This window comes from Catellatospora sp. IY07-71 (assembly GCF_018326265.1).
In the GTDB taxonomy this organism is placed as follows: domain Bacteria; phylum Actinomycetota; class Actinomycetes; order Mycobacteriales; family Micromonosporaceae; genus Catellatospora.
This window is the reverse complement of record NZ_AP023360.1, coordinates 5,476,881-5,494,850: the sequence shown is the minus strand read 5'-3', so window position 1 is coordinate 5,494,850 and position 17,970 is coordinate 5,476,881. Positions and strand designations below refer to the sequence as shown.

The window sequence follows — 17,970 nt, the reverse complement described above, 5'->3', positions numbered from 1 at the left end:
CGCACGGTCCTGCTCCACCGACCGACGAAGGAAGGAACGAATGAGGATCACCAAGACCACCCGGTTGCTCGGGGCGGCCTTGACCGCGCTCATGGTGACGGTCCTACACGGCCCTGCGGCACCCGCGCAGGCGCTGGCCGCGGAGACCTTCACGATCGTCATGCTGCCGGACACCCAGTACGCCTCGGAGTACTGGCCGGAGGTGTACCGGGCGCAGATGCAGTGGGTCGCCGACCAGCGATCGGCCCGGAACATCAAGTACGTGCTGCACGTCGGCGACGTGGTCGACAACTCCGACCAGCTAGCCCAGTGGAACAACAGCAAGAGCGCGATGGGCCTGCCCACCGACGACGTGCCCTACATCATCGGGCCGGGCAACCACGACCTGGACTCGGTCACCACCCGCGCGGCGACCCGGTACAACACCCACTACCCGCGGTCGACCTTCACCGCGCTGCCGTCGTTCGGCGGGACCTATCCCGCCAACCAGAACGACAACACTTACCACACGTTCAGCGCGGGCGGCGTGGACTGGCTGGTGGTGGCGATGAAGTACGCGCCCAGCGCCGCGGAGATCACCTGGGCCAACTCCGTGGTGGCCGCGCACCCCAACCACAACGCCATCCTGGTCACCCACGCCTACCAGAACGGCACCACCAAGGACACCAACGGCAACAACCTGTGGACCAACCTGGTCAGCAAGCAGGGCAACTTCCGGTTCACGTTCTCCGGCCACTACGTCAACGCCGGTGTGATCACCCAGCAGGGCACCAAGGGCAACACCGTGCACCAGATCCAGGCCGACTACCAGAACTCCTCCCAGCGCGACCCCAACAGCTTCCTGCGCATCATGACGTTCGACCCGAACGCCAAGACGCTCGACATCAAGACCTACTCCCCCTTCCTCAACACGTACAAGACCGACGCGGCGAACCAGTTCGTCCTCAGCAACATCAACCTGATCCCCGCCGCGTGGAGCACCGTCGTCGACAACACGACCCCGGGCCGGTTCACCGCGAGCGCGAGCTGGGGGACGTCGACCTACTCCAGCCAGCGGTACGGCGCGGACTACCGCTTCGCCGATCCCGTCTCGTCCAGCGATCCGGCCTGGTACAAGGTCGACATCCCGGCGACGGGCACCTACCAGGTCGCGGTCTGGTACTCGGCGAACGCCGGATACAACGACGTGACGCCGTACATCGTGGTGACCCCGACCGGCAACCAGATCGTGAACGTCAACCAGCGTGCCAACGGCGGCAAATGGGTCTCCCTCGGCAACTTCACGCTGTCCGCCGGTGACGAGAACAAGGTGGGCGTCAGCCGCTGGACCGCCGGGACCGGGTACGTCATCGCCGACGCCGTGAAGGTCACCCGGATCAGCTGACCCGCGGTGACGCCGCGTCATCCGTACGTGCACGTGCACTGACCGGGTGGGGGTGCGGCGCGACCGCCCACCCCCACCCGCCACCGCCGCATCAGCCCTCGTGCGTCAACAACCGCCACGGAGTGTGTCTCGTGATCCTCACGGTCCTGCTCGGCGCGGCCATCGCCGCCCACCCGCTGACCCCGTTCTCCGTCGACCAGGTGGTCGAGGTGACCCTGCACACCGACCGGGTGGACGTCGTCGCCGTGCTCGACGTCGGAGAGGTGGCGGCCAAACAGCTCACACCCGACTGCGCCGCCTTCGCCACCGAGCTGCGGGCCGCTGTCGGACAGGCGCCGCTGCGGTGGACCCTGCAGTCCCAGGAGGCGAAGCGGCAGGGCCCCGCGGGCATGGAGACCATCCGGCTCACCTGCCGCATGTCGTCCCCGGCCCGGGTGGACCCGTCGGCGTCCATCTCCGTCGTGAACGGATACCTTCCCGATCGGGTCGGCGCCAACCAGATCGTGCTGGCCGGGGCGGGCGTCCCCCTGCCGGCGACCCTGCCGCCCTACGAACGGTCGGCACAGGTGACCTTGCAGCCCGGAGCCGGCGCGAGCGCACCGGTCACCGCCCCCGCGCCGCGGAGCGGCTGGTTGCCGCGCGCCGAGGCGTGGCTCGCCCGCGCCGTCGGCGACCCGTCCCCGCAGGTGCTGCTGCTCGCCGTGCTCTTCGCGGCGCTGCTCGGCGCCGCGCACGCGGCACTTCCCGGGCACGGCAAGACCGTGATGGCTCTGTACCTGGCCGGACGGCAGGGGCGGCGGCGGGACGCGGTCATCGTCGGCGGCACCGTCACCCTCACGCACACCGCCGGGGTGCTGATCCTCGGCATCGCCACCACCACGTTCGCGGGCCTGGCCGCCGAATCGGTGCTCAGCTGGCTCGGCGTGGCCAGCGGTGTCCTGATCACCGTCGTGGGGGTCGGCCTGCTCGTCAGCGGCCTGCGTCACCGGCGGGCGCACCGCCACGGAGCGGAGCACCACCATCACCACCACGGAGCGCACCACCACCATCACCATCACCACGGCCACGACCACGACGGCCGCCGCCGGAGCCTCACCGCGCTCGGCGTCGCCGGTGGCCTCGTGCCGAGCCCCACGGCACTGGTCGTGCTGCTGGGCGCGGCAGCGCTGGGCCGCCTCTGGTTCGGCATCATCCTGATCATCGTGTACGGGCTGGGCATGGCGGCCATGCTCACCGCCGCCGGTCTGCTGCTGCTCCGGGCACGCGACCGCTGGGCGTGGCTCGGCCGGCTCACCGTGCCCGCCGAGGCGACCGCCTCCGTCATCATCGTGGTCGGTTTCGGCCTGGCCGCTCGCGCCGCGCTCGCTTTCTGAACCTGATCCGACCCGCCGGGCAGCCGAGCGGGCAGAAGGAGTTTCCGTGCGACCCGACACCGGACGTCGTCCAGGCACCGTGCTGATGGCCACCGCGCTGGCCGGTCTCGCCCTGGCCGCAGCAGCCGCCTGCGGCCAGGCCACCCCGACCGCCGCCACCGGCCCCGGCACACCGACCGGCCCCGCCACACCGGCCGCCGAAACCACCTCAGCCGGTCCGGCCCCGACCGTGACCCCCACCCCGACCGCCGCCGCCGGCGCGACCACGGTCCCTGCCGCGCCTGCGCGAACGCTCGATCCGCGGATCGCCGACGCGTGCGATGCGGTGACCGCTGCCCGCAGGACCGCCGTCGACGCGCTCGCGCCGGTGGCGGCCGTCCTCGGCCGCAGCGGGCTGTCGCGGGACGACCTCGCCAAGGCCACCACCGACCTGAACGCGGTCTACACCGCCATGCACGTCGGTGTGGCCGAGTCAGCCGAGCTCACCGCCGACGCGAAGCTCAAGGCGAAGATCGCCGCCTACCAGCTGGCGGTCGAGCAGGCGATCGTCGCCGTCGAAGGCTCCGACGGCGAACAGGCGAAGCTCCAGGCCGTGATCGAGTCGCCCGCGCTGCGAACCGCGGAGAAGACCGTCCTGTCGGCCTGCGCCTGAGCGGACCGCACCGGCCGGCGGATCCGGCGCCGCGCCACCCAGCCCGCGGGCCGGCTGCACGCCGACTGCACGCCCGTGGCACGGCGCCACCGGCATGCTCGGCGCGATCCGGCCCACCGCACCCGCCGTGCGGCGGGCCGGACCGCCGATGCCGAGCACTGAGGAGGCGGACATGCCGACCACCACCATCCGCGGGGCCGCCCCGGTCCTGCCGGCCCTGACCCTGGCGCTGGCCCTGACCCTGGCGCCGGCCGTGGCCGCCGCGCTGCGGGCCGTGGCGACGGTGCCGCCGCGCACCGTCGCCGAGGTGTACGACATCCCGCCGAAGGGCCCGCGCGGCTGAGCGGGCGCGATCAGCTCCGGTGGGGCGCGGCGCCGTCCGTCGCGGTCACGAACGCGCTGACCTCCGCACGGCTCAGGCCGGCACCCTGCCGCAGCGCGGCGGCGTGGTCGGCGGCGGTCACCGACGCGGCCACCGCGGCGACGGTGCGCTCGCCGTTGAGCGGGTCCATCCGCAGCGGGTCGTAGCCGACCCGGCCGCCCAGGGCCTGCACCGCACCGAGCAGCACCGCCCCGTCGTAACCGCGGCCGGTCATGCTGAGGATCCCGGCAAGCAGGTTCAGGCAGGTCAGCCAGCCGGTGAGGTCGTCGTGGCGGTCCAGCTCGCGTACGGCCCGGCGGACGGCCCGCTCCGCCGTGTCGAGGTCGCCGAGGTCGACGGCCAGACCGGCCCGGTTCCACAGGCCCGAGCCGGCCGCCCACGCGAAGCCGCACCGGTCGCCGACCTCGACCGACTCGTCCAGGGTGGACGCCGCCGCCTCGGCGTCGCCGCGCAGCCGCGCCACGAACCCCGCGATGATCAGCGCCTCGGCCAGCAGCCAGTCCAGCCCGGTGTCCCGCGACCGTGCGACCGCGCCCCGGGCGGCGGCCGCCGCGTCCTCCCCGCGCCCGACCAGCGCCAGGTAGTAGGTGTGGTAAGCGTGCGCGCGGGCGAGGGTGGCCGCGCTGCCGCCCGCGGTCGCCAGCTCGACGGCGGTGGTGATGGCCTGCCCCGCGCCGACGAAGTCCCCGATGAGGTAGCGCAGGCAGGCCAAACCGGTCAGCGCGCGGGCCCGGTCCTCGGCCGGCGCCTCCGGGGCGGCGTCCAGCGCGCCGAGCAGCCAGCGGTGCCCCTCCGCGATGTGTCCGCGCTGGTACCAGAACCATGACGCGTCGGCGGCCAGGCGCAGCCCGGCGTGCGGGTCCGCACCGGAAAGGGCGTGGCCGAGCGCGGCGCGCACGTCGGCCTGCGCCGAGCGCAGCACCGCGAGCCAGTGCGGGGCGTCGGCCCCGCGCAGCCCGCGATCGGCCTCGGCGGCCAGCGGCGAGATCCACCGCAGGTGCCGCCGGCGCAGGTCCAGGCGGTCCGGTTCGCTCAGGCCGCGGTCGGCGTACTGGCGCAGGGTCTGCAGCATCCGGTAGCGGCGGGGGCTGGTGTCCGGCACGGTGGCCAGCATGGATCCGGTGATGAGGCCGGTCAGCGCGGGCAGGATCCCGCCGGCGGCGGTGCCCGCCACGGCTGCCGCGGCGTCGAGGTCGAAGGCCCCCGCGAACACGCTGAGCCGGCCGAACAGGTCGCGCTGGCCGTCGTCGAGCAGCCGGTGGCTGACGTCGATGGTGTTGCGCATGGTGCGGTGCCGGTCGGGCAGGTCCCGGCGCAGGCTGCCCGCCTCCAGCCGGTCCAGCCCGGCGAGGATCTGGGCCGGGGACAGGACGACCGTCTGACCGGCGGCCAGCTCCACGGCCAACGGCAGGCCGTCGACGGACGCGCAGATGCCGCGGACCGTCGTCAGCTCCTCGGCGGTGGGCCGCCAGTGCGGGGACAGCGCGGCGGCCCGGTCGCCGAACAGTTCGGCGGCCTCGGCCAGGCCGAGCGGCTCCACCGGCAGCAACCGCTCCCCCGCCACGCCGAGCGGGCTGCGGCTGGTGGCGACGATCCGCAGCCCCGGCACGTCGGCCAGCAGGCGCGCCACCACCGGCGCCAGCTCCTGCGTCAGGTGCTCGCAGTTGTCCAGCAGCAGCAGGACGGGGCCGTCGCCGAGCGCCGCCGCCACGGTGGTGAGGTCGGCGAGCACGGCGAGCCCGAACGCCTGGGCCAGGGTGGCCTCCAGCAGCGTGGCGTCGGTCAGCTCGGCGAGTTCAGCCAGGTGGACGGGCAGTCCGCGGTCGTGGCAGGCGTGCCGGGCCAGGCGGGTCTTACCACTGCCGCCGGGTCCGGTGAGGGTGACCAGGCGGTGCTCGGTCAGGGCGTGGTGGATCCAGGCCGTCTCCCGCTGCCGGCCGATGAACCTGTCGGCAGGCAGATCCACCCGGCCGAGCTGTCCTGCCTGGCCGCTCGCCTGCGTCTTGGCCAAGGGCCTGGCCGGGGCCTGGACCGCCGACGGCGAGGGCTGGTGTGCCGGGCCGGCGGGCACCGGGTGAGCCGGCGTCAGGGCCGGGTCCTGGCGCAGGATCGCGCCTTCCAGCGCGGTCAGCTGCGTGCCCGGGTCGATGCCGAACTCCTCGTTGAGCAGCCGCCGGGCTTCCCGGTAGGCGTCGAGGGCCTCGGTGGTGCGGCCGTCGCGGTACAGGGCCAGCATGAGGTGGGCGCGGGCGCGTTCGCGCAGCGGGTGCTCGGCGACCAGGGCGTGGGCGGCGGCGACGGCCTCGGCGGTGCGCCCGGCGGCCAGCAGCGCCTCGGCGTGCGTCTCGGCCGCCACCAGCCGCAGTTCGGACAGGCGCAGGATCTCGCCCTGGGCGAAGGGTGCCTCGGACAGGTCGGACAGCACTCCACCACGCCACAGGGCCTGCGCCGCGGCCAGCGCGTCCAGCGCCGCCGCACTGTCCCCCGCGGCCAGGAGGCGGCGGCCGCCGGCCAGGGCCTGCTCGAACCGGTGCGCGTCGACCTGGTCGGCCGCGATGTCGAGCAGGTAGCCGGCCGGTCGGCGGGACAGGGTGTCGCCGCCGAGCGCCGCGCGCAGCCGGGACACGTAGGTCTGCAGCGCGTTGACCGCGCTCGGCGGCGGCTGCTCGCCCCACGCGTTGGCGATGAGCCGGTCCACGGTGACGACCCCGCGTCCCGCCAGCAGCAGCGAGGCGAGGATCAGGCGCGGCTTGGGTCCGCCCAGGTTGAGGTCGCTGCCACCGGAGTGGACCTCCAACGGCCCCAGGATCCGGAACTCCACGTGACTCCTCGGCGGTGTGTCGACAGCGGTGACACACGGTACCGGCGCGGTGCACATGGCTGCCCACAGCGGCGGCGGGTAGGGGCTGAGCTGCGGTGCAAGCGCGTTGCACGCGTGCTGCGAGCGGGCGGCGGCAGGTTGACCGGGCGCGGCGGGACCTGCCCGCCGCCCGGCCGACAGGAGCCTCGATGAAGCCGACCCTTCGTCCCGTCGCGGGTGCGGGCGGCGCGCCCGACTCGATCCCGGCGCACGTGCGCAGCAACTACGTCGAGTGCATCACCCTGCCTGCGCGGGCGCCGCGCCGGCCCACCCCGCCACCGGCGCCGGGCAGCGAGGCCGGGGCGTGACCGCACCGTCGGTGACCGCCCTGGACGCGAGCTGGCGCAGCTGGGTGGCCGAGAACGTCGCCCTCGGCGTGCCGGACGGCGAGATCGTCGCGGCGCTGCGCAACGCCGGGCACGACCCGGTGGCCGCCGCGGCGGAGGTCGAGCGGGCCTCGGCCCACCCGTACCTGGCCGCCGCCCGGCGGATCGCCGCCGAGTACGGCCGGGCCGAGGCGCTGCTGGACGCGTACGGGCAGCTGCGCGCGGCCGACGGCGGCGGCCTGCTGGAACGGCGCCGCGACGTCGCGCCCGCGGAGTTCTTCGCCCGGTACTACCACGGCCACCGGCCCGTGGTGCTGCAGGGGCTGCTCGACGGCAGCCCGGCGCGCGAGTGGACGTTCGACGAGCTGCGCCGCCGGTTCGGCGACGTGACGGTCGAGGTGATGACGGGCCGGGAGGCCGATCCGGACCACGCCTGGCGCTACGACGACCACCGCACGCCGATGCCGTTCGGCAGCTACCTGGACCTGGTCGCGGCAGGCCCGAGCAACGACAACTACATGGTGCCGCGCAACGAGAACTGGCGGCGTGACGGCCTGGCGGGCATGCGCGAGGACATCGTGCCACCGGCCGGGATCGTGCCGGACGACGTGCTGCCGGAGGAGATGACGCTGCTGCTGGGCCCGGCGGGCACGGTCACGCCGCTGCACCACGACAACATGAACATCCTGCTGTGCCAGGTGCTCGGCCGCAAACGGGTGCGGCTGGTGCCGTCGTTCCAGCGGCACCTGGTGTATCCGCGCGGCGGCACGTTCAGCCACGTCGACGCGGAGTCCCCCGACCTGTCGCGGTTCCCCGACTACGCGTCGGCGACCGTGCTGGAGACCGTCCTGGAGCCGGGCGAGGCGCTGTTCATCCCGCTCGGCTGGTGGCACTGGGTACGGGCGCTGGATCCGGCCGTCACCGTGAGCTTCCACCGGTTCGCCGTGCCCGGCGGCAACACCTACCTGTCCGAGCCGCACGCCACCGGTGCGGCCTGATGACGAAGGAGCACCGCATGTCCGTGACCACCCGGGTGGCCGCTGTCGCGGCCCTGCTGGCCGCAGTGCTGGGCGGCACCGCGCTGACGGCCGCGACGGCCGCCGAGCGCGGCGCCGTCTCGGCCATCAACCCGAAGGACCCGCCGCCGGAGACCACGAAGGGCTGAACCTCCCGCCGCGACGGTCCCCGCCCGGACCGTCGCGTCGGCGGTCCGCGCTCGCCGCACCCCTGGCGAGCGCCGCGGTCACCAGGGAAGCGGCCCGTCGGCGTGGAAGAACCCAGCCCGGCAAAATGTCGTAAACATGTGGATGTGCCCAGCCCCGGTGGGACGATGACTTCCATGCGTGTGGTGGTGGACCTGACGAAATGTGAGGGGTACGCGCAGTGCGCATTCCTGGCGCCTGAGGCGTTCCGCATGGTCGGCGACGAGGCGCTGATGTTCGACCCGGCGCCGCCGGACGAGCTGCAGGAGAAGGTGCTGCGCGCCGCCGCCGCCTGCCCGGTGCAGGCACTGCAGGTGGACATGGCCGACCTGCCGACCCCGCCGCCGACCGCGACCGTGTCGGCCGACGGCGACGACCGCCTGCGCCACGAGGGCCGCATCGTGATCGTGGGCGCGTCGCTGGCCGGGCTGAAAGCGGCCGAGCAGCTGCGTGCCGAGGGGTTCACCGGCAAGCTGACCATGATCGGTGACGAGCCCGAGGAGCCCTACGACCGGCCACCGCTGTCCAAGCAGGTGCAGACCGGCTGGGCGGCTTCGGCCGACACGACCCTGCCGCGGCGGCGCGACATCGCCGCCGACTGGAAGCTCGGTGTGGCCGCGACCGGGCTCGACCTGGAGCACAACTTCGTCACCCTGGCCGACGGTCAGCACGTCGGGTTCGACCGGCTGCTGATCGCCACCGGTGTCCGCGCGCGACCGTGGTTCGTACCGGAGGAGGCCGGGCTCGACGGCGTCTTCACCATCCGCACCCGCGCCGACGCGACCGGGCTGCGCGAGCGGCTGCTGGCCAAGCCGCGGCGGGTGTTGGTCATCGGCTCCGGGTTCACCGGGTCGGAGATGGCGTCGGTCTGTGTCGAGCTGGGCATCCCGGTGACCGTGGCCGAGGCCGGACCAGCCCCGCTGGCCGGGGCCTTGGGCGGGGTGATCGGCCGGATCGCGGCCGACATCATGCGCGAGCACGGGGTCGACCTGCGGGTCAACACGAGGGTCGACTCGCTGCAGGGTGAGGACGGCCGGCTGCGCCGGGCGCTGCTGTCCGACGGCACCACGCTCGACGTCGACGTGGCGGTGGTCGCGCTGGGCGGCATCCGCAACGTGGAGTGGCTGCAGGGCTCGAACCTGGCCGTGGGCATGTGGGGGGTGGCGTGCGACGCGGGCTGCCGCGCGTTCGACGCCAACGGCCTGGTGACCGACGACGTGTTCGTGGCCGGTGACGTCGCCCGCCAGCCGCAGCCGATGTTCGGCTACCAGTTCCTGGCCATGGAGCACTGGGGCAACTCGGTGACCCAGGCGCAGGTCGCCGCGCACAACATGATCAGCGGCAAGACCGACCGCTGGCCGCACCTGGAGGTGTCGGCGTTCTGGTCGCTGCAGTTCGGCAACAACATCAAGTCGGTCGGGGTGCCGGTGATCGCCGACCAGATCGCGATCACGCAGGGGTCGGTGGACAAGCGCCAGTTCGTCGCCGCGTACGGCTACAAGGGCCGGGTCGTCGGGGCGGTCGCCTGGAACCAGGGCAAGTGGCTCGACTTCTACGAGAAGCTCATCGAGCAGGCCGCGCCGTTCCCGCCGCCGTACGACATGACCAACCCGCCGGCCGACCCGACGCCGGTGCCGGCCGAGTTCCCCGCCATGACCTACCCGGGCCGCGACGCGACCGTCGTGGTCACCGGCCACGACCCCAGCGAGCGCCGCGCGACCCTCGTACGCGGCCGGCGCTGAGCAGGAGACCACGCCATGACCGAGGCCAGCCTCTACGACCAGATCCTCGACTTCGCCAATCGCGCCAACCCGTGGCCGCTGTACGAGAAGCTGCGCTCCCAGCCGGTGTGGCAGGAGTCCGACGGCACCTTCGTCGTCAGCACGTACCGTGAGATCTACGCGCTCATGCACGACCCGCGGCTGAGTTCCGACATGACCAACCTGCTGCCCCAGTTCGCGGACAGGGTGCCACCGGCCGAGGGACCGCACAGCTTCATCACCACCGACCCGCCCCGCCACGACGTGCTGCGCCGCCTGGCGATGCGGCAGTTCGGTCCGCCGCACCGGCCCGATCTCATCGACAAGCTGACCCCGGCGCTCTCGGCGATCGTCGCCGGGCTGATCGACAAGATCGCCGAAAAGCAGGAGGTCGATCTCGTCGACGAGGTGGCCTACCCGTTCCCGGTGGCCGTCATCTGCCACCTGCTCGGGGTGCCGCCCGAGGACGAGCCGAAGTTCAGCGCCTGGGTGAACCCGATCGTCAACGCGCTGGCCCGGCCCACCCCCGAGCAGGCGCAGGCCCGCGACGACGCGCGGCAGCACATGTCCAACTACATGTTCGAGCTCGCCCAGCGCCGCCGCACCGAACCCGGCGACGACATGATCTCCGGCTACGTCACCGACGACGGCCCCGACGGGCGGCTGGAGGGCGGTGACCTGTTCGCGACGCTGATGCTGCTGCTCATCGCCGGGCACGAGACCACCGTCAACCTGATCACCAACGGCTGGCTGACCCTGCAGCGCCACCCCGACGTGCTGGAGCGGCTGCGCACCGAACCCCGCTTCGCGATCCGCCTGGTCGAGGAGCTGCTGCGCTACGAACCGTCCGTGCACATCCTGCCGTTCCGCACCGCGGTGGCGGACATCGAGATCGGCGACACCACCATCCGCAAGGGACACCCGATCGCCGTCATGCTGGCATCGGGCAACCGCGACCCGGAGTGCATCCCGCACGCCGACCGCTTCGACCCCGACCGGGCCGACAACGTTCACCTGTCGTTCGCCGGCGGCATCCACTACTGCTTCGGCGCGCCGCTGGCCCGCCTGGAGGCGCAGATCGCGCTGACCCAGCTGGCCAAGCGGCTGCACAACCCGCGCCTGGTCGCCGATCCGCCGCCCTACCGTCCGAGCCCGGTGCTGCGCGGACCGATCCATCTGCCGATCGCCTACGAGAGCATCCTCCCGTCCTGACCCGCCGGATTGGATGATGCCGCTCGACCGGCGCGAGGAGCTGCCGGCCCGGATCGCCGCGCTGCGCGCCACCGTCCCCGTGAAATGATCCACCCATGCTGACCCGCCGCGATCTCAACCGTGCCGTGCTCGCGCGGCAGCTGCTGCTGGAGCGCTCGCCGCTGGGGCCGCTGGAGGCGATCGAGCACCTGGTCGGCCTGCCCGCGCAGGCGCCGAACCCCCCGTACGTAGGGCTGTGGACGCGGCTGCGGGAGTTCTCGGTCGAGGACCTGTCGGAGCTGCTCACCTCCCGGGCGGCCGTCCGCACGCCGCTGATGCGGGCCACGCCGCACCTGGTCAGTGCCCGCGACGCCATGGACATCGGGCCGTTCCTGCATGCCGTGCAGGAACGGAGCCTGTCGGCCGCGCTGCGTGAGCGGCTGCGTGGCGCCGACCCGGGCCAGGTCGCCGAGGCGGGGCGGGCGCTGGTCGAGCAGCGGCCGTACACCGTCAAGGAGCTGGGCGCCGCGCTCGCGGCGCGGTGGCCGGAGGCCGAGCCGGCCGCGCTCGGGGCGGCGGTGCGGGCCGGGGTGCCGCTGGTGCAGGTGCCGCCGCACGGGCTGTGGGGTGCGGTCGGGCAGCCCGCGTACACCACCGCCGAGCACTGGCTCGGCGCGGCCGAAGGCCCCCGGATGACGCTCGACGACCTGGTCGTGCGGTACTTCGCCGCGTTCGGCCCGGCGACCGTACGCGACGTGCAGGCCTGGTCGGGGCTCGGCGGGCTGCGGGAGGTCGTCGAGCGCCTCGGCGACCGGCTCGTGGACTACCGGGGCGAGGACGGCGTCGAGCTGCTCGACGTACCCGGCGCGCCGCTGCCGCACCCGGACACCCCGGCGCCGGGGCGGTATCTCGCCGACTTCGACGCCGTGTTGTCGGCGTACGACGACAGCACCCGGATCATGGACGACCGCGACCGGCGTGACGTCTTCGCCGTGCCCGGGGTCGTGCCCGGCACGGTGCTCGTCGACGGCTCCGTCCGGGCGATCTGGTCGATCGACCGCAGGAAGGGCGCCGCGACGCTGGTGGTGCGGCCGCTGTTCCAGATCCCGACCCGCGACGTGCAGGAGCTGACCGAGGAGGGCGAGCGGCTGCTGGCGTTCGCCGCCCCCGACGCCACCCGCCGCGACGTCCGCTTCAACTCGCGCTGGTGACCGCCGCCGCGGCCCGCGTCCTCAGGTCAGGGCACGGGTGGCGGCCACGACCCGGCGCACCTCGTCGGCGTCGGTGGCCTCGCGGCCGTCCCGGCGCACCGGCGCACGCAGGTGGATCTCCTGGGCTCCGGTCCGGTCGAGCACCAGCCGGACGTTGTGCGACCGGATACCGCCCGCGGCGATGATCCGCAGCCGGTCGCCGACCCGCCGGCGCAGCGCGGCGAGGCGTGCGGCGCCGTCGAGCGCGGTGGGGGCCGCACCGGAGGTGAGGACGGCGCCGGCGCCGAGGTCGATGATCTCCTCAAGGGCCCGGAACTGGTCGTCGACCTCGTCGAAGGCCTTATGCACGGTCACCGGCAGCGGCCCGGCGGCCGCGACGAGACGGCGCAGGACGGCCAGGTCGAGGCGGCCGTCGTCGGTGAGCGCGCCGACGACCACGCCGACCGGCAGACCGTGCGGGTTGGGCAGGGCCCGGACGGCCGCGATGTCGGCGAGCATGACCTGTTCTTCGAGTTCGCCGACCCGGAAGTCGCCACCGCGAGGCCGGACCATCACCTGTGGCGCGGCGGTGCGCAGCGTCCGCAGGGCCACCTCGACGGTGCCCAGGCTCGGCGTGGTGCCGCCCTGGCCGAGATCGGCGCACAGTTCCAGCCGGTCGGCTCCGGCCGCCTCCGCCACCAGCGCGGTCGGCACGTCACTGACGCAGATCTCCACCGTGATCACGGGATGAACCTACAGCGGGTTCCGGAGCCGAAGATGGGACACCCGCGCGGGACCACATCGTGGCGGCGACCGCGAACCCGCACGCATTTCTCGCGACCGGCCCCCACCGAACAGATCATCCAGCCGGTCTCCACCGGCATGAGGACCATCACGACGGCCGTCGGCGGCTTCGTCACCGCCGCCCTGCTCGCCACCGTCGCCGGATGCGGCGCGGACGCGGCATCACCGGCGCAGCTCGACCCGACCGCGGCCGCCCGCCAGCGTGTGATCGACACCGCCAACGTCGACTGCCTGGACGACCCCGGCCCGCTGGTCGCGATCACCGACGCCGAGCAGGACATGACGGCCGCGATCCAGGTCGGCACGGGCGACACCGCGGTCGTCCTGCTGCACCAGCTCGACGGCACCGCCTGCCAGTGGTACCCGTTCGCGCTGATCCTGGCGCAGCGCGGCTACCGGGCGCTCGCGCCGGACATCACCTCCCGCGACGCGGTCGAGGTCGCGCAGGCCGGTATCGCGCATCTGCGGCAGGAGGGAGCCAAGCGCGTCTTCGTCATCGGGGCGTCGCGTGGCGGCACCATCGCCCTGGCGGCCGCGGCGGCCACCACCCCGCCGGTCGACGGGGTGATCGCCCTGTCCGCGCCCACCGTGTACGACGCCGACGCGCTGACGGCGGTCAAGAAGCTGGACGTGCCGACGATCCTCATCGCGGGCGATCTGGACGGCACCTTCGCCGACCACGCCAGGGAGCTGTACGGCCTGTCGGTCGCCAAGCACAAGAAGCTGATCGTCAGCTCCAGCATGAGTCACGGCGTGACCCTGGTCAGCGGGCGGATCGAGGACACCATGATGGCGTTCCTGACCGATCCGGTCGCCACCGCCGACGCCCCGGATCCGGCGTAGCGCAGGGCACACGGCGCAGCCGGTCCGATGACCGGCGTCTATCCGGATTAGACTGATCAGACCAGGCATTGCAGACGTCAACGGGGGCGGCGATGAGCACTGACGACCGGATCGAACGGGCCAGAGCGGCCTACGCGCGGACGGTGTACGGCGGCGACACCAGCGCCCTGGCCGACGCCGAACGGGGCCTGGATGCGCTGGAGGCCGATGCGGCGCTGGTGCGCGGGCTGCTGCTGCACGCGCGGTTCCAGAGCGCGTCCGCCGCCCCCGGTTCGCCGCCCGCCGAGGATCCCGCCGAGCTGGCCCTGTTCGAGCGCGCGCTCGAGTCGTACCGGGCGCTGGGCGACATCCGCGGCGAGGGCGAGGCGCTGTTCTGGATCGGCTGCGTCCACCAGTTCATCCGCCGTGACGACGAAACCGCGGTCCCGTACCTCGAACGATCCCGCCGGCTGGCAGCGCAGGCCGGCGACAAGCCGACCCAGGCCGAGGCGCTGCGGCACCTGGGCATCGCGGCGCACGCGGCCGGCCGCCTGGACGAGGCGCGTGAGCGGCTGGAGGAGTCGTGCCGGCTGCGCCGGGAGGCCGGAGTCCTGCCGGGCGTGGCCTCCAACATGATCGGGCTGGCCTACATCGCCGCCGCCCAGGACCGCCGCGCCGACGCGCTCGCCACCCTCGACGAGGCGCACGCCATCGCGCACGAGCACGGTGCGCATGCCATCGTCCGGCACATCGACCACGCGAGAACGCGGATCTAACGTTTGCCCGCATGTAGGAGAAGGCGTCGTCAGTGCGGCGTTCTTCACCGACATGCGGGCACGACCAGGGCCGACGGCGCGGCGAGAGCTGTCCGCCGATCGCCGGCCGGCCGGAATCGCGCAGCGACGAGATCGGGCTCTGCCAGGAGACCGGTGAGCCCGGCTCGCCGCCTGCACGCACGGGGAACTCTCAGCAGCCGAGTCCTTCGGCCGGATCGCCGAACCAGCGGGAGAGGCAGCCGTCCAGGTCCCGCTGATCGTCACCGATCCACGCGACGTGGCCGTCCGGGCGCAGCAGGACACACGGAGCATCCAGCGCCGCCGTGGGATCCCCGAGGTAGTCGACCCGGTCCGACCAGCCGCCGACGCTCAGGCGTTCGGTGCGGTCCAGCAGCAGGCCGCGGCCGCGATGCAGCAGGCTGTAGAGGCGGCCCTGCTTCACCTCGATGTCGCGCAGGCGGCGGCCGAGCAGGTCGGGGCCCGCGCCGAAGTCGTAGTGGACGCCGATCGCGGTGATCTTCTCCATCAGATGGCGGTTCACCTCGTCGAAGTCCATCAGCTCCGCGAGCAGCCTGCGCACGGCCTGCGGACCCGGTCCGGCGGACAGCAGCTCCAGCTGGGCGCGGGTGTTGTCCAGCACGTCCGCGGCGACCGGATGACGCTCGGCCTGGTACGTGTCCAGCAGTGTCTGCGGAGCCCAGCCGCGGATCTGCGCGGCCAGCTTCCAGCCGAGGTTGAACGCGTCCTGCACACCCAGGTTGAGTCCCTGCCCGCCGATGGGCGGGTGGATGTGCGCCGCGTCGCCGGCCAGCAGCACCCGCCCGACCCGGTAACGCTCGGCCAGCCGGGTGGCGTCACCGAAGCGGGACACCCAGCGCGGGGAGTGCACGCCGAAGTCGGTCCCGGCGATGGTGCGCAGCTCCTGCCGAAAGTCTTCGATGGTGGGCGGCCCCGCCCGGCCACTGAGCCCCGCGGCGGGGACCACGACGCGATAGGCCCCTCCGCCGAAGGACGTGAGGCTGAGCCGCCGGTCGGTCTCGGCGATCTCGGCGACCTTGGCGGCGATCTCCTCCGGCGGCACCCCCACCTCCATCTCGCCCATCAGCGTCTCGGTCCGCGACGGCACACCGGGGAAGCCGACGCCGAGCAGCTTGCGCACCGTGCTGCGCGCGCCGTCGCACCCGACGAGATAGCGCGTACGCAGCCGCTCCCCGTCGGCCAGCGTGACGGTCACGCCGTCGCCGTCCTGCGCGAGGCCGGCCACCGCGCAGCCGTGCCGGACCTGCGCACCCAGCGCGATCGCGTGCTCTTCGAGCAGGTGCACGATGACCGGCTGCGGGATGCCCAGCAGGTAGGCGTGCGCGGAATCCAGCCCCACGGGCGCGGGCTTGCTGATGGCGGCGAAGAAGCCCGCGGCCGGACGCTGCCTGGCGCGCTCGCGGACGCGCTCCAGCAGCCCGCGCATGGCCAACAGCTCGATGCTGCGGATATGCAGCCCGACGATGCGGACGAACGACGCGGGCTCGGTCTCCTTCTCCAGGACGAGGACCCGCACGTCGTGCAGCCGCAGCTCGGCGGCCAGCATCGCGCCGGTCGGCCCGCACCCGGCGATGATCACGTCGTACCCGGCCGGGCCGGCGGACGACGGTTCGGTGGTGAACTGAGTGCGCATAGGTGTTGCCTTTCGGGAGTGCCTGGTCAGCGCGGCGCTCCCGGCGACGCCTACGTCAGTCGCCCGGCCGTGACGGCAAGGGGGAGCACCCACATCGGTACAGCGTTCATGGGTCTCACCTCCTCGGACGAAGTCACGGTCGACTGCAAGCTACCGGCCCGGGCACCGTCCCGTCCAGTCCGGTTCTGGCCGTGCGGGCCGCCCCGAATCTGGGCGAGTGGTCTCGGAATGTCGCGCGACAAGCTCGCGACTGCCGTGCTCGGCCCGTGATCGTCGAATCATCACTGCTACACCGTGTCTCGCGGAACGAAGGACCGCGTCTCGTTACCGTGATGACGTGCGAACCAAGGAAGTAAGGATCTCGAAACGGAGTGCCGGCCCCACTCGAATGGCCGTCCCCGGCACAGGACCGTTGCTAGCAGTCGCGGTGGTGCTGGCAGCAATCCAACTGCGGCCCGGCCTGACCGCGGTGGGCACGCTGGTTCCACTGATGACAGGACTCGGCAGCATCGAATTGTCCTTGGTGACCACGATCCCCTTGCTGATGTTCGGTGCCGTGGGTCCGGTGTCGGCGCGCATGGCCCGGCGCTGGGGCACTGCCCGGATGCTGACGCTGTCATTGGTCGCGGTCTGCGCTGGCAGCCTCCTACGCTGGACCGGCACCGTGTCGGCGCTCATGTTGGGAACAGCCGTCTTCGGTGCTGGAATGGTGGTGGGTAATGTGCTTCTACCAGGACTGGTCAAGGAGCGCTTCCCAGCATCAGTTGGTCAGATGACGAGCCTGTACGTCGGGTCGATGTCGATGGCTGGAGCCTTCGCGGCGGCAGTCGCGATCCCGCTCGCCGACTCGGGGTTGGGCTGGGCGGGTTCACTCGGCGTATGGGGTCTACCAGCCCTCTTCGCCGCACTCGTCTGGCTGACGCAATGGCGGTCACTGCCGGCTGGGTCGTCTGAGCCCGCGACGCTGCTGCCACGTCGGAGGGCTCGGCGAGACAACCTGCTGCGGTCAGGGCAGGCGTGGCTGATTACCGGGTATTTCGCGTACACCATCCTCACCTTCTACGTCTGCACAGCGTGGATGCCGGCCATCCTGATCGACCGCGGCCTCTCGCCGCAGGCCGCGGGCTGGGCGCTGGCTATGGCGCTGGCGGCGGGCGCGGCGATGTCGATCGCCTTGCCGTTGCTCACCGCACGGGCGGTTTCACTGCGCGCGGTCGGTGGCGGGCTGCTGGCCACGCAGGCGCTGTGCGGGCTCGGAGTGCTGCTCGGCAACGGGCCGGTGGCCGCGGCCGCCGGAGTAGCGTTACTCGGCGCCGTCGGCGGAGCATTCGCGCTGAGCTTCGTGCTTTTCGGCATCCGTGCGAGCGACCATGAGGTGGCGACGGGGCTTTCTGGCATGGCGCAATCGATCGGTTACCCGCTGGGCGCGCTGGGACCATTTGCATTCGGCATTGTCCATGAATTGACACACTCGTGGGAAGCACCCATGGCAGGCCTCGTGTTGGCACTCGGGGCCGGTGTCTTACTCGGCTTAGCCGTCGGCGACACACGAAGGCCATTGGTCACCATGCATTGA

At 72.8% G+C, this 17,970-nt stretch carries 16 protein-coding genes; 13 read left to right on the top strand and 3 right to left on the bottom strand.

Going from position 1 to position 17,970, the window contains the following annotated elements; translation table 11 throughout:
• Positions 1–40 precede the first annotated feature (40 nt).
• The 4 genes from CS0771_RS24260 (at position 41) to CS0771_RS24245 (ending at position 3,752) form a co-directional block, all read left to right on the top strand.
• The gene (locus tag CS0771_RS24260; protein WP_212843150.1) at positions 41–1,384 is read left to right on the top strand and encodes a metallophosphoesterase; all 1,344 of its coding nucleotides are present in this window, start codon (positions 41–43) and stop codon (positions 1,382–1,384) included.
• A 131-nt stretch (positions 1,385–1,515) separates the two neighbouring features.
• Positions 1,516–2,757 (top strand): sulfite exporter TauE/SafE family protein, encoded by a 1,242-nt coding sequence (locus CS0771_RS24255; protein ID WP_212843149.1) that lies wholly within the window; start codon positions 1,516–1,518, stop codon positions 2,755–2,757.
• Positions 2,758–2,803: 46 nt separating this feature from the next.
• The gene (locus tag CS0771_RS24250; RefSeq protein WP_212843148.1) at positions 2,804–3,409 is read left to right on the top strand and encodes a hypothetical protein; all 606 of its coding nucleotides are present in this window, start codon (positions 2,804–2,806) and stop codon (positions 3,407–3,409) included.
• A 172-nt stretch (positions 3,410–3,581) separates the two neighbouring features.
• Positions 3,582–3,752 (top strand): hypothetical protein, encoded by a 171-nt coding sequence (locus CS0771_RS24245; RefSeq protein WP_212843147.1) that lies wholly within the window; start codon positions 3,582–3,584, stop codon positions 3,750–3,752.
• Positions 3,753–3,762: 10 nt separating this feature from the next.
• Here CS0771_RS24245 and CS0771_RS24240 read toward each other — a convergent pair whose 3' ends face one another.
• A complete protein-coding gene (locus tag CS0771_RS24240; RefSeq protein WP_212843146.1) occupies positions 3,763–6,612 on the bottom strand; it encodes a BTAD domain-containing putative transcriptional regulator in 2,850 nt (949 codons plus the stop codon).
• Positions 6,613–6,800: 188 nt separating this feature from the next.
• Between CS0771_RS24240 and CS0771_RS24235 the strand changes: the two genes are divergently transcribed.
• The 6 genes from CS0771_RS24235 to CS0771_RS24210 all read left to right on the top strand — a co-directional run bounded on the left by CS0771_RS24235 (position 6,801) and on the right by CS0771_RS24210 (position 12,341).
• Positions 6,801–6,959, top strand: coding sequence for a hypothetical protein (locus CS0771_RS24235; RefSeq protein WP_212843145.1), 159 nt, complete (start codon positions 6,801–6,803; stop codon positions 6,957–6,959).
• The gene (locus tag CS0771_RS24230; protein WP_212843144.1) at positions 6,956–7,975 is read left to right on the top strand and encodes a cupin-like domain-containing protein; all 1,020 of its coding nucleotides are present in this window, start codon (positions 6,956–6,958) and stop codon (positions 7,973–7,975) included. The genes CS0771_RS24235 and CS0771_RS24230 overlap by 4 nt, the downstream gene beginning before the upstream one ends.
• Positions 7,976–7,992: 17 nt before the next feature.
• Positions 7,993–8,142, top strand: a complete 150-nt coding sequence (locus CS0771_RS24225) for a hypothetical protein (RefSeq protein WP_212843143.1) — start codon at positions 7,993–7,995, stop codon at positions 8,140–8,142.
• A gap of 165 nt (positions 8,143–8,307) precedes the next feature.
• Complete coding sequence (locus tag CS0771_RS24220; protein ID WP_212843142.1) at positions 8,308–9,921, top strand: FAD-dependent oxidoreductase; 1,614 nt, start codon at positions 8,308–8,310, stop codon at positions 9,919–9,921.
• A gap of 15 nt (positions 9,922–9,936) precedes the next feature.
• Entirely contained in the window at positions 9,937–11,151 is a 1,215-nt protein-coding gene (locus CS0771_RS24215) for a cytochrome P450 (protein WP_212843141.1), read from the top strand.
• A 95-nt stretch (positions 11,152–11,246) separates the two neighbouring features.
• Positions 11,247–12,341 (top strand): winged helix DNA-binding domain-containing protein, encoded by a 1,095-nt coding sequence (locus CS0771_RS24210; RefSeq protein WP_212843140.1) that lies wholly within the window; start codon positions 11,247–11,249, stop codon positions 12,339–12,341.
• Positions 12,342–12,362: 21 nt separating this feature from the next.
• On the opposite strand, the gene CS0771_RS24205 is transcribed toward CS0771_RS24210, so the two are convergent.
• Positions 12,363–13,064, bottom strand: coding sequence for a copper homeostasis protein CutC (locus CS0771_RS24205; protein WP_212843139.1), 702 nt, complete (start codon positions 13,062–13,064; stop codon positions 12,363–12,365).
• A 138-nt stretch (positions 13,065–13,202) separates the two neighbouring features.
• On the opposite strand from CS0771_RS24205, the gene CS0771_RS24200 reads away from it, so the two are divergent.
• A complete protein-coding gene (locus tag CS0771_RS24200; RefSeq protein WP_212843138.1) occupies positions 13,203–13,967 on the top strand; it encodes an alpha/beta hydrolase in 765 nt (254 codons plus the stop codon).
• A 92-nt stretch (positions 13,968–14,059) separates the two neighbouring features.
• Positions 14,060–14,722, top strand: a complete 663-nt coding sequence (locus CS0771_RS24195; RefSeq protein WP_212843137.1) for a tetratricopeptide repeat protein — start codon at positions 14,060–14,062, stop codon at positions 14,720–14,722.
• Between the two features lie 190 nt (positions 14,723–14,912).
• Here the strand turns inward: CS0771_RS24195 and CS0771_RS24190 are convergent, their stop codons facing one another.
• Complete coding sequence (locus tag CS0771_RS24190; RefSeq protein WP_212843136.1) at positions 14,913–16,394, bottom strand: FAD-dependent monooxygenase; 1,482 nt, start codon at positions 16,392–16,394, stop codon at positions 14,913–14,915.
• A gap of 427 nt (positions 16,395–16,821) precedes the next feature.
• On the opposite strand from CS0771_RS24190, the gene CS0771_RS24185 reads away from it, so the two are divergent.
• Complete coding sequence (locus CS0771_RS24185) at positions 16,822–17,970, top strand: MFS transporter (RefSeq protein ID WP_212843135.1); 1,149 nt, start codon at positions 16,822–16,824, stop codon at positions 17,968–17,970.

Excerpts from the sequence above, each read along its gene's own strand:
- CS0771_RS24260 (WP_212843150.1), top strand. The coding sequence starts at position 41 with ATGAGGATCACCAAGACCACCCGGTTGCTCGGGGCGGCCTTGACCGCG.
- CS0771_RS24245 (WP_212843147.1), top strand. The coding sequence starts at position 3,582 with ATGCCGACCACCACCATCCGCGGGGCCGCCCCGGTCCTGCCGGCCCTG.
- CS0771_RS24235 (WP_212843145.1), top strand. The coding sequence starts at position 6,801 with ATGAAGCCGACCCTTCGTCCCGTCGCGGGTGCGGGCGGCGCGCCCGAC.
- CS0771_RS24225 (WP_212843143.1), top strand. The coding sequence starts at position 7,993 with ATGTCCGTGACCACCCGGGTGGCCGCTGTCGCGGCCCTGCTGGCCGCA.
- CS0771_RS24220 (WP_212843142.1), top strand. The coding sequence starts at position 8,308 with ATGACTTCCATGCGTGTGGTGGTGGACCTGACGAAATGTGAGGGGTAC.
- CS0771_RS24215 (WP_212843141.1), top strand. The coding sequence starts at position 9,937 with ATGACCGAGGCCAGCCTCTACGACCAGATCCTCGACTTCGCCAATCGC.
- CS0771_RS24210 (WP_212843140.1), top strand. The coding sequence starts at position 11,247 with ATGCTGACCCGCCGCGATCTCAACCGTGCCGTGCTCGCGCGGCAGCTG.
- CS0771_RS24200 (WP_212843138.1), top strand. The coding sequence starts at position 13,203 with ATGAGGACCATCACGACGGCCGTCGGCGGCTTCGTCACCGCCGCCCTG.
- CS0771_RS24195 (WP_212843137.1), top strand. The coding sequence starts at position 14,060 with ATGAGCACTGACGACCGGATCGAACGGGCCAGAGCGGCCTACGCGCGG.
- CS0771_RS24190 (WP_212843136.1), bottom strand. The coding sequence starts at position 16,394 with ATGCGCACTCAGTTCACCACCGAACCGTCGTCCGCCGGCCCGGCCGGG.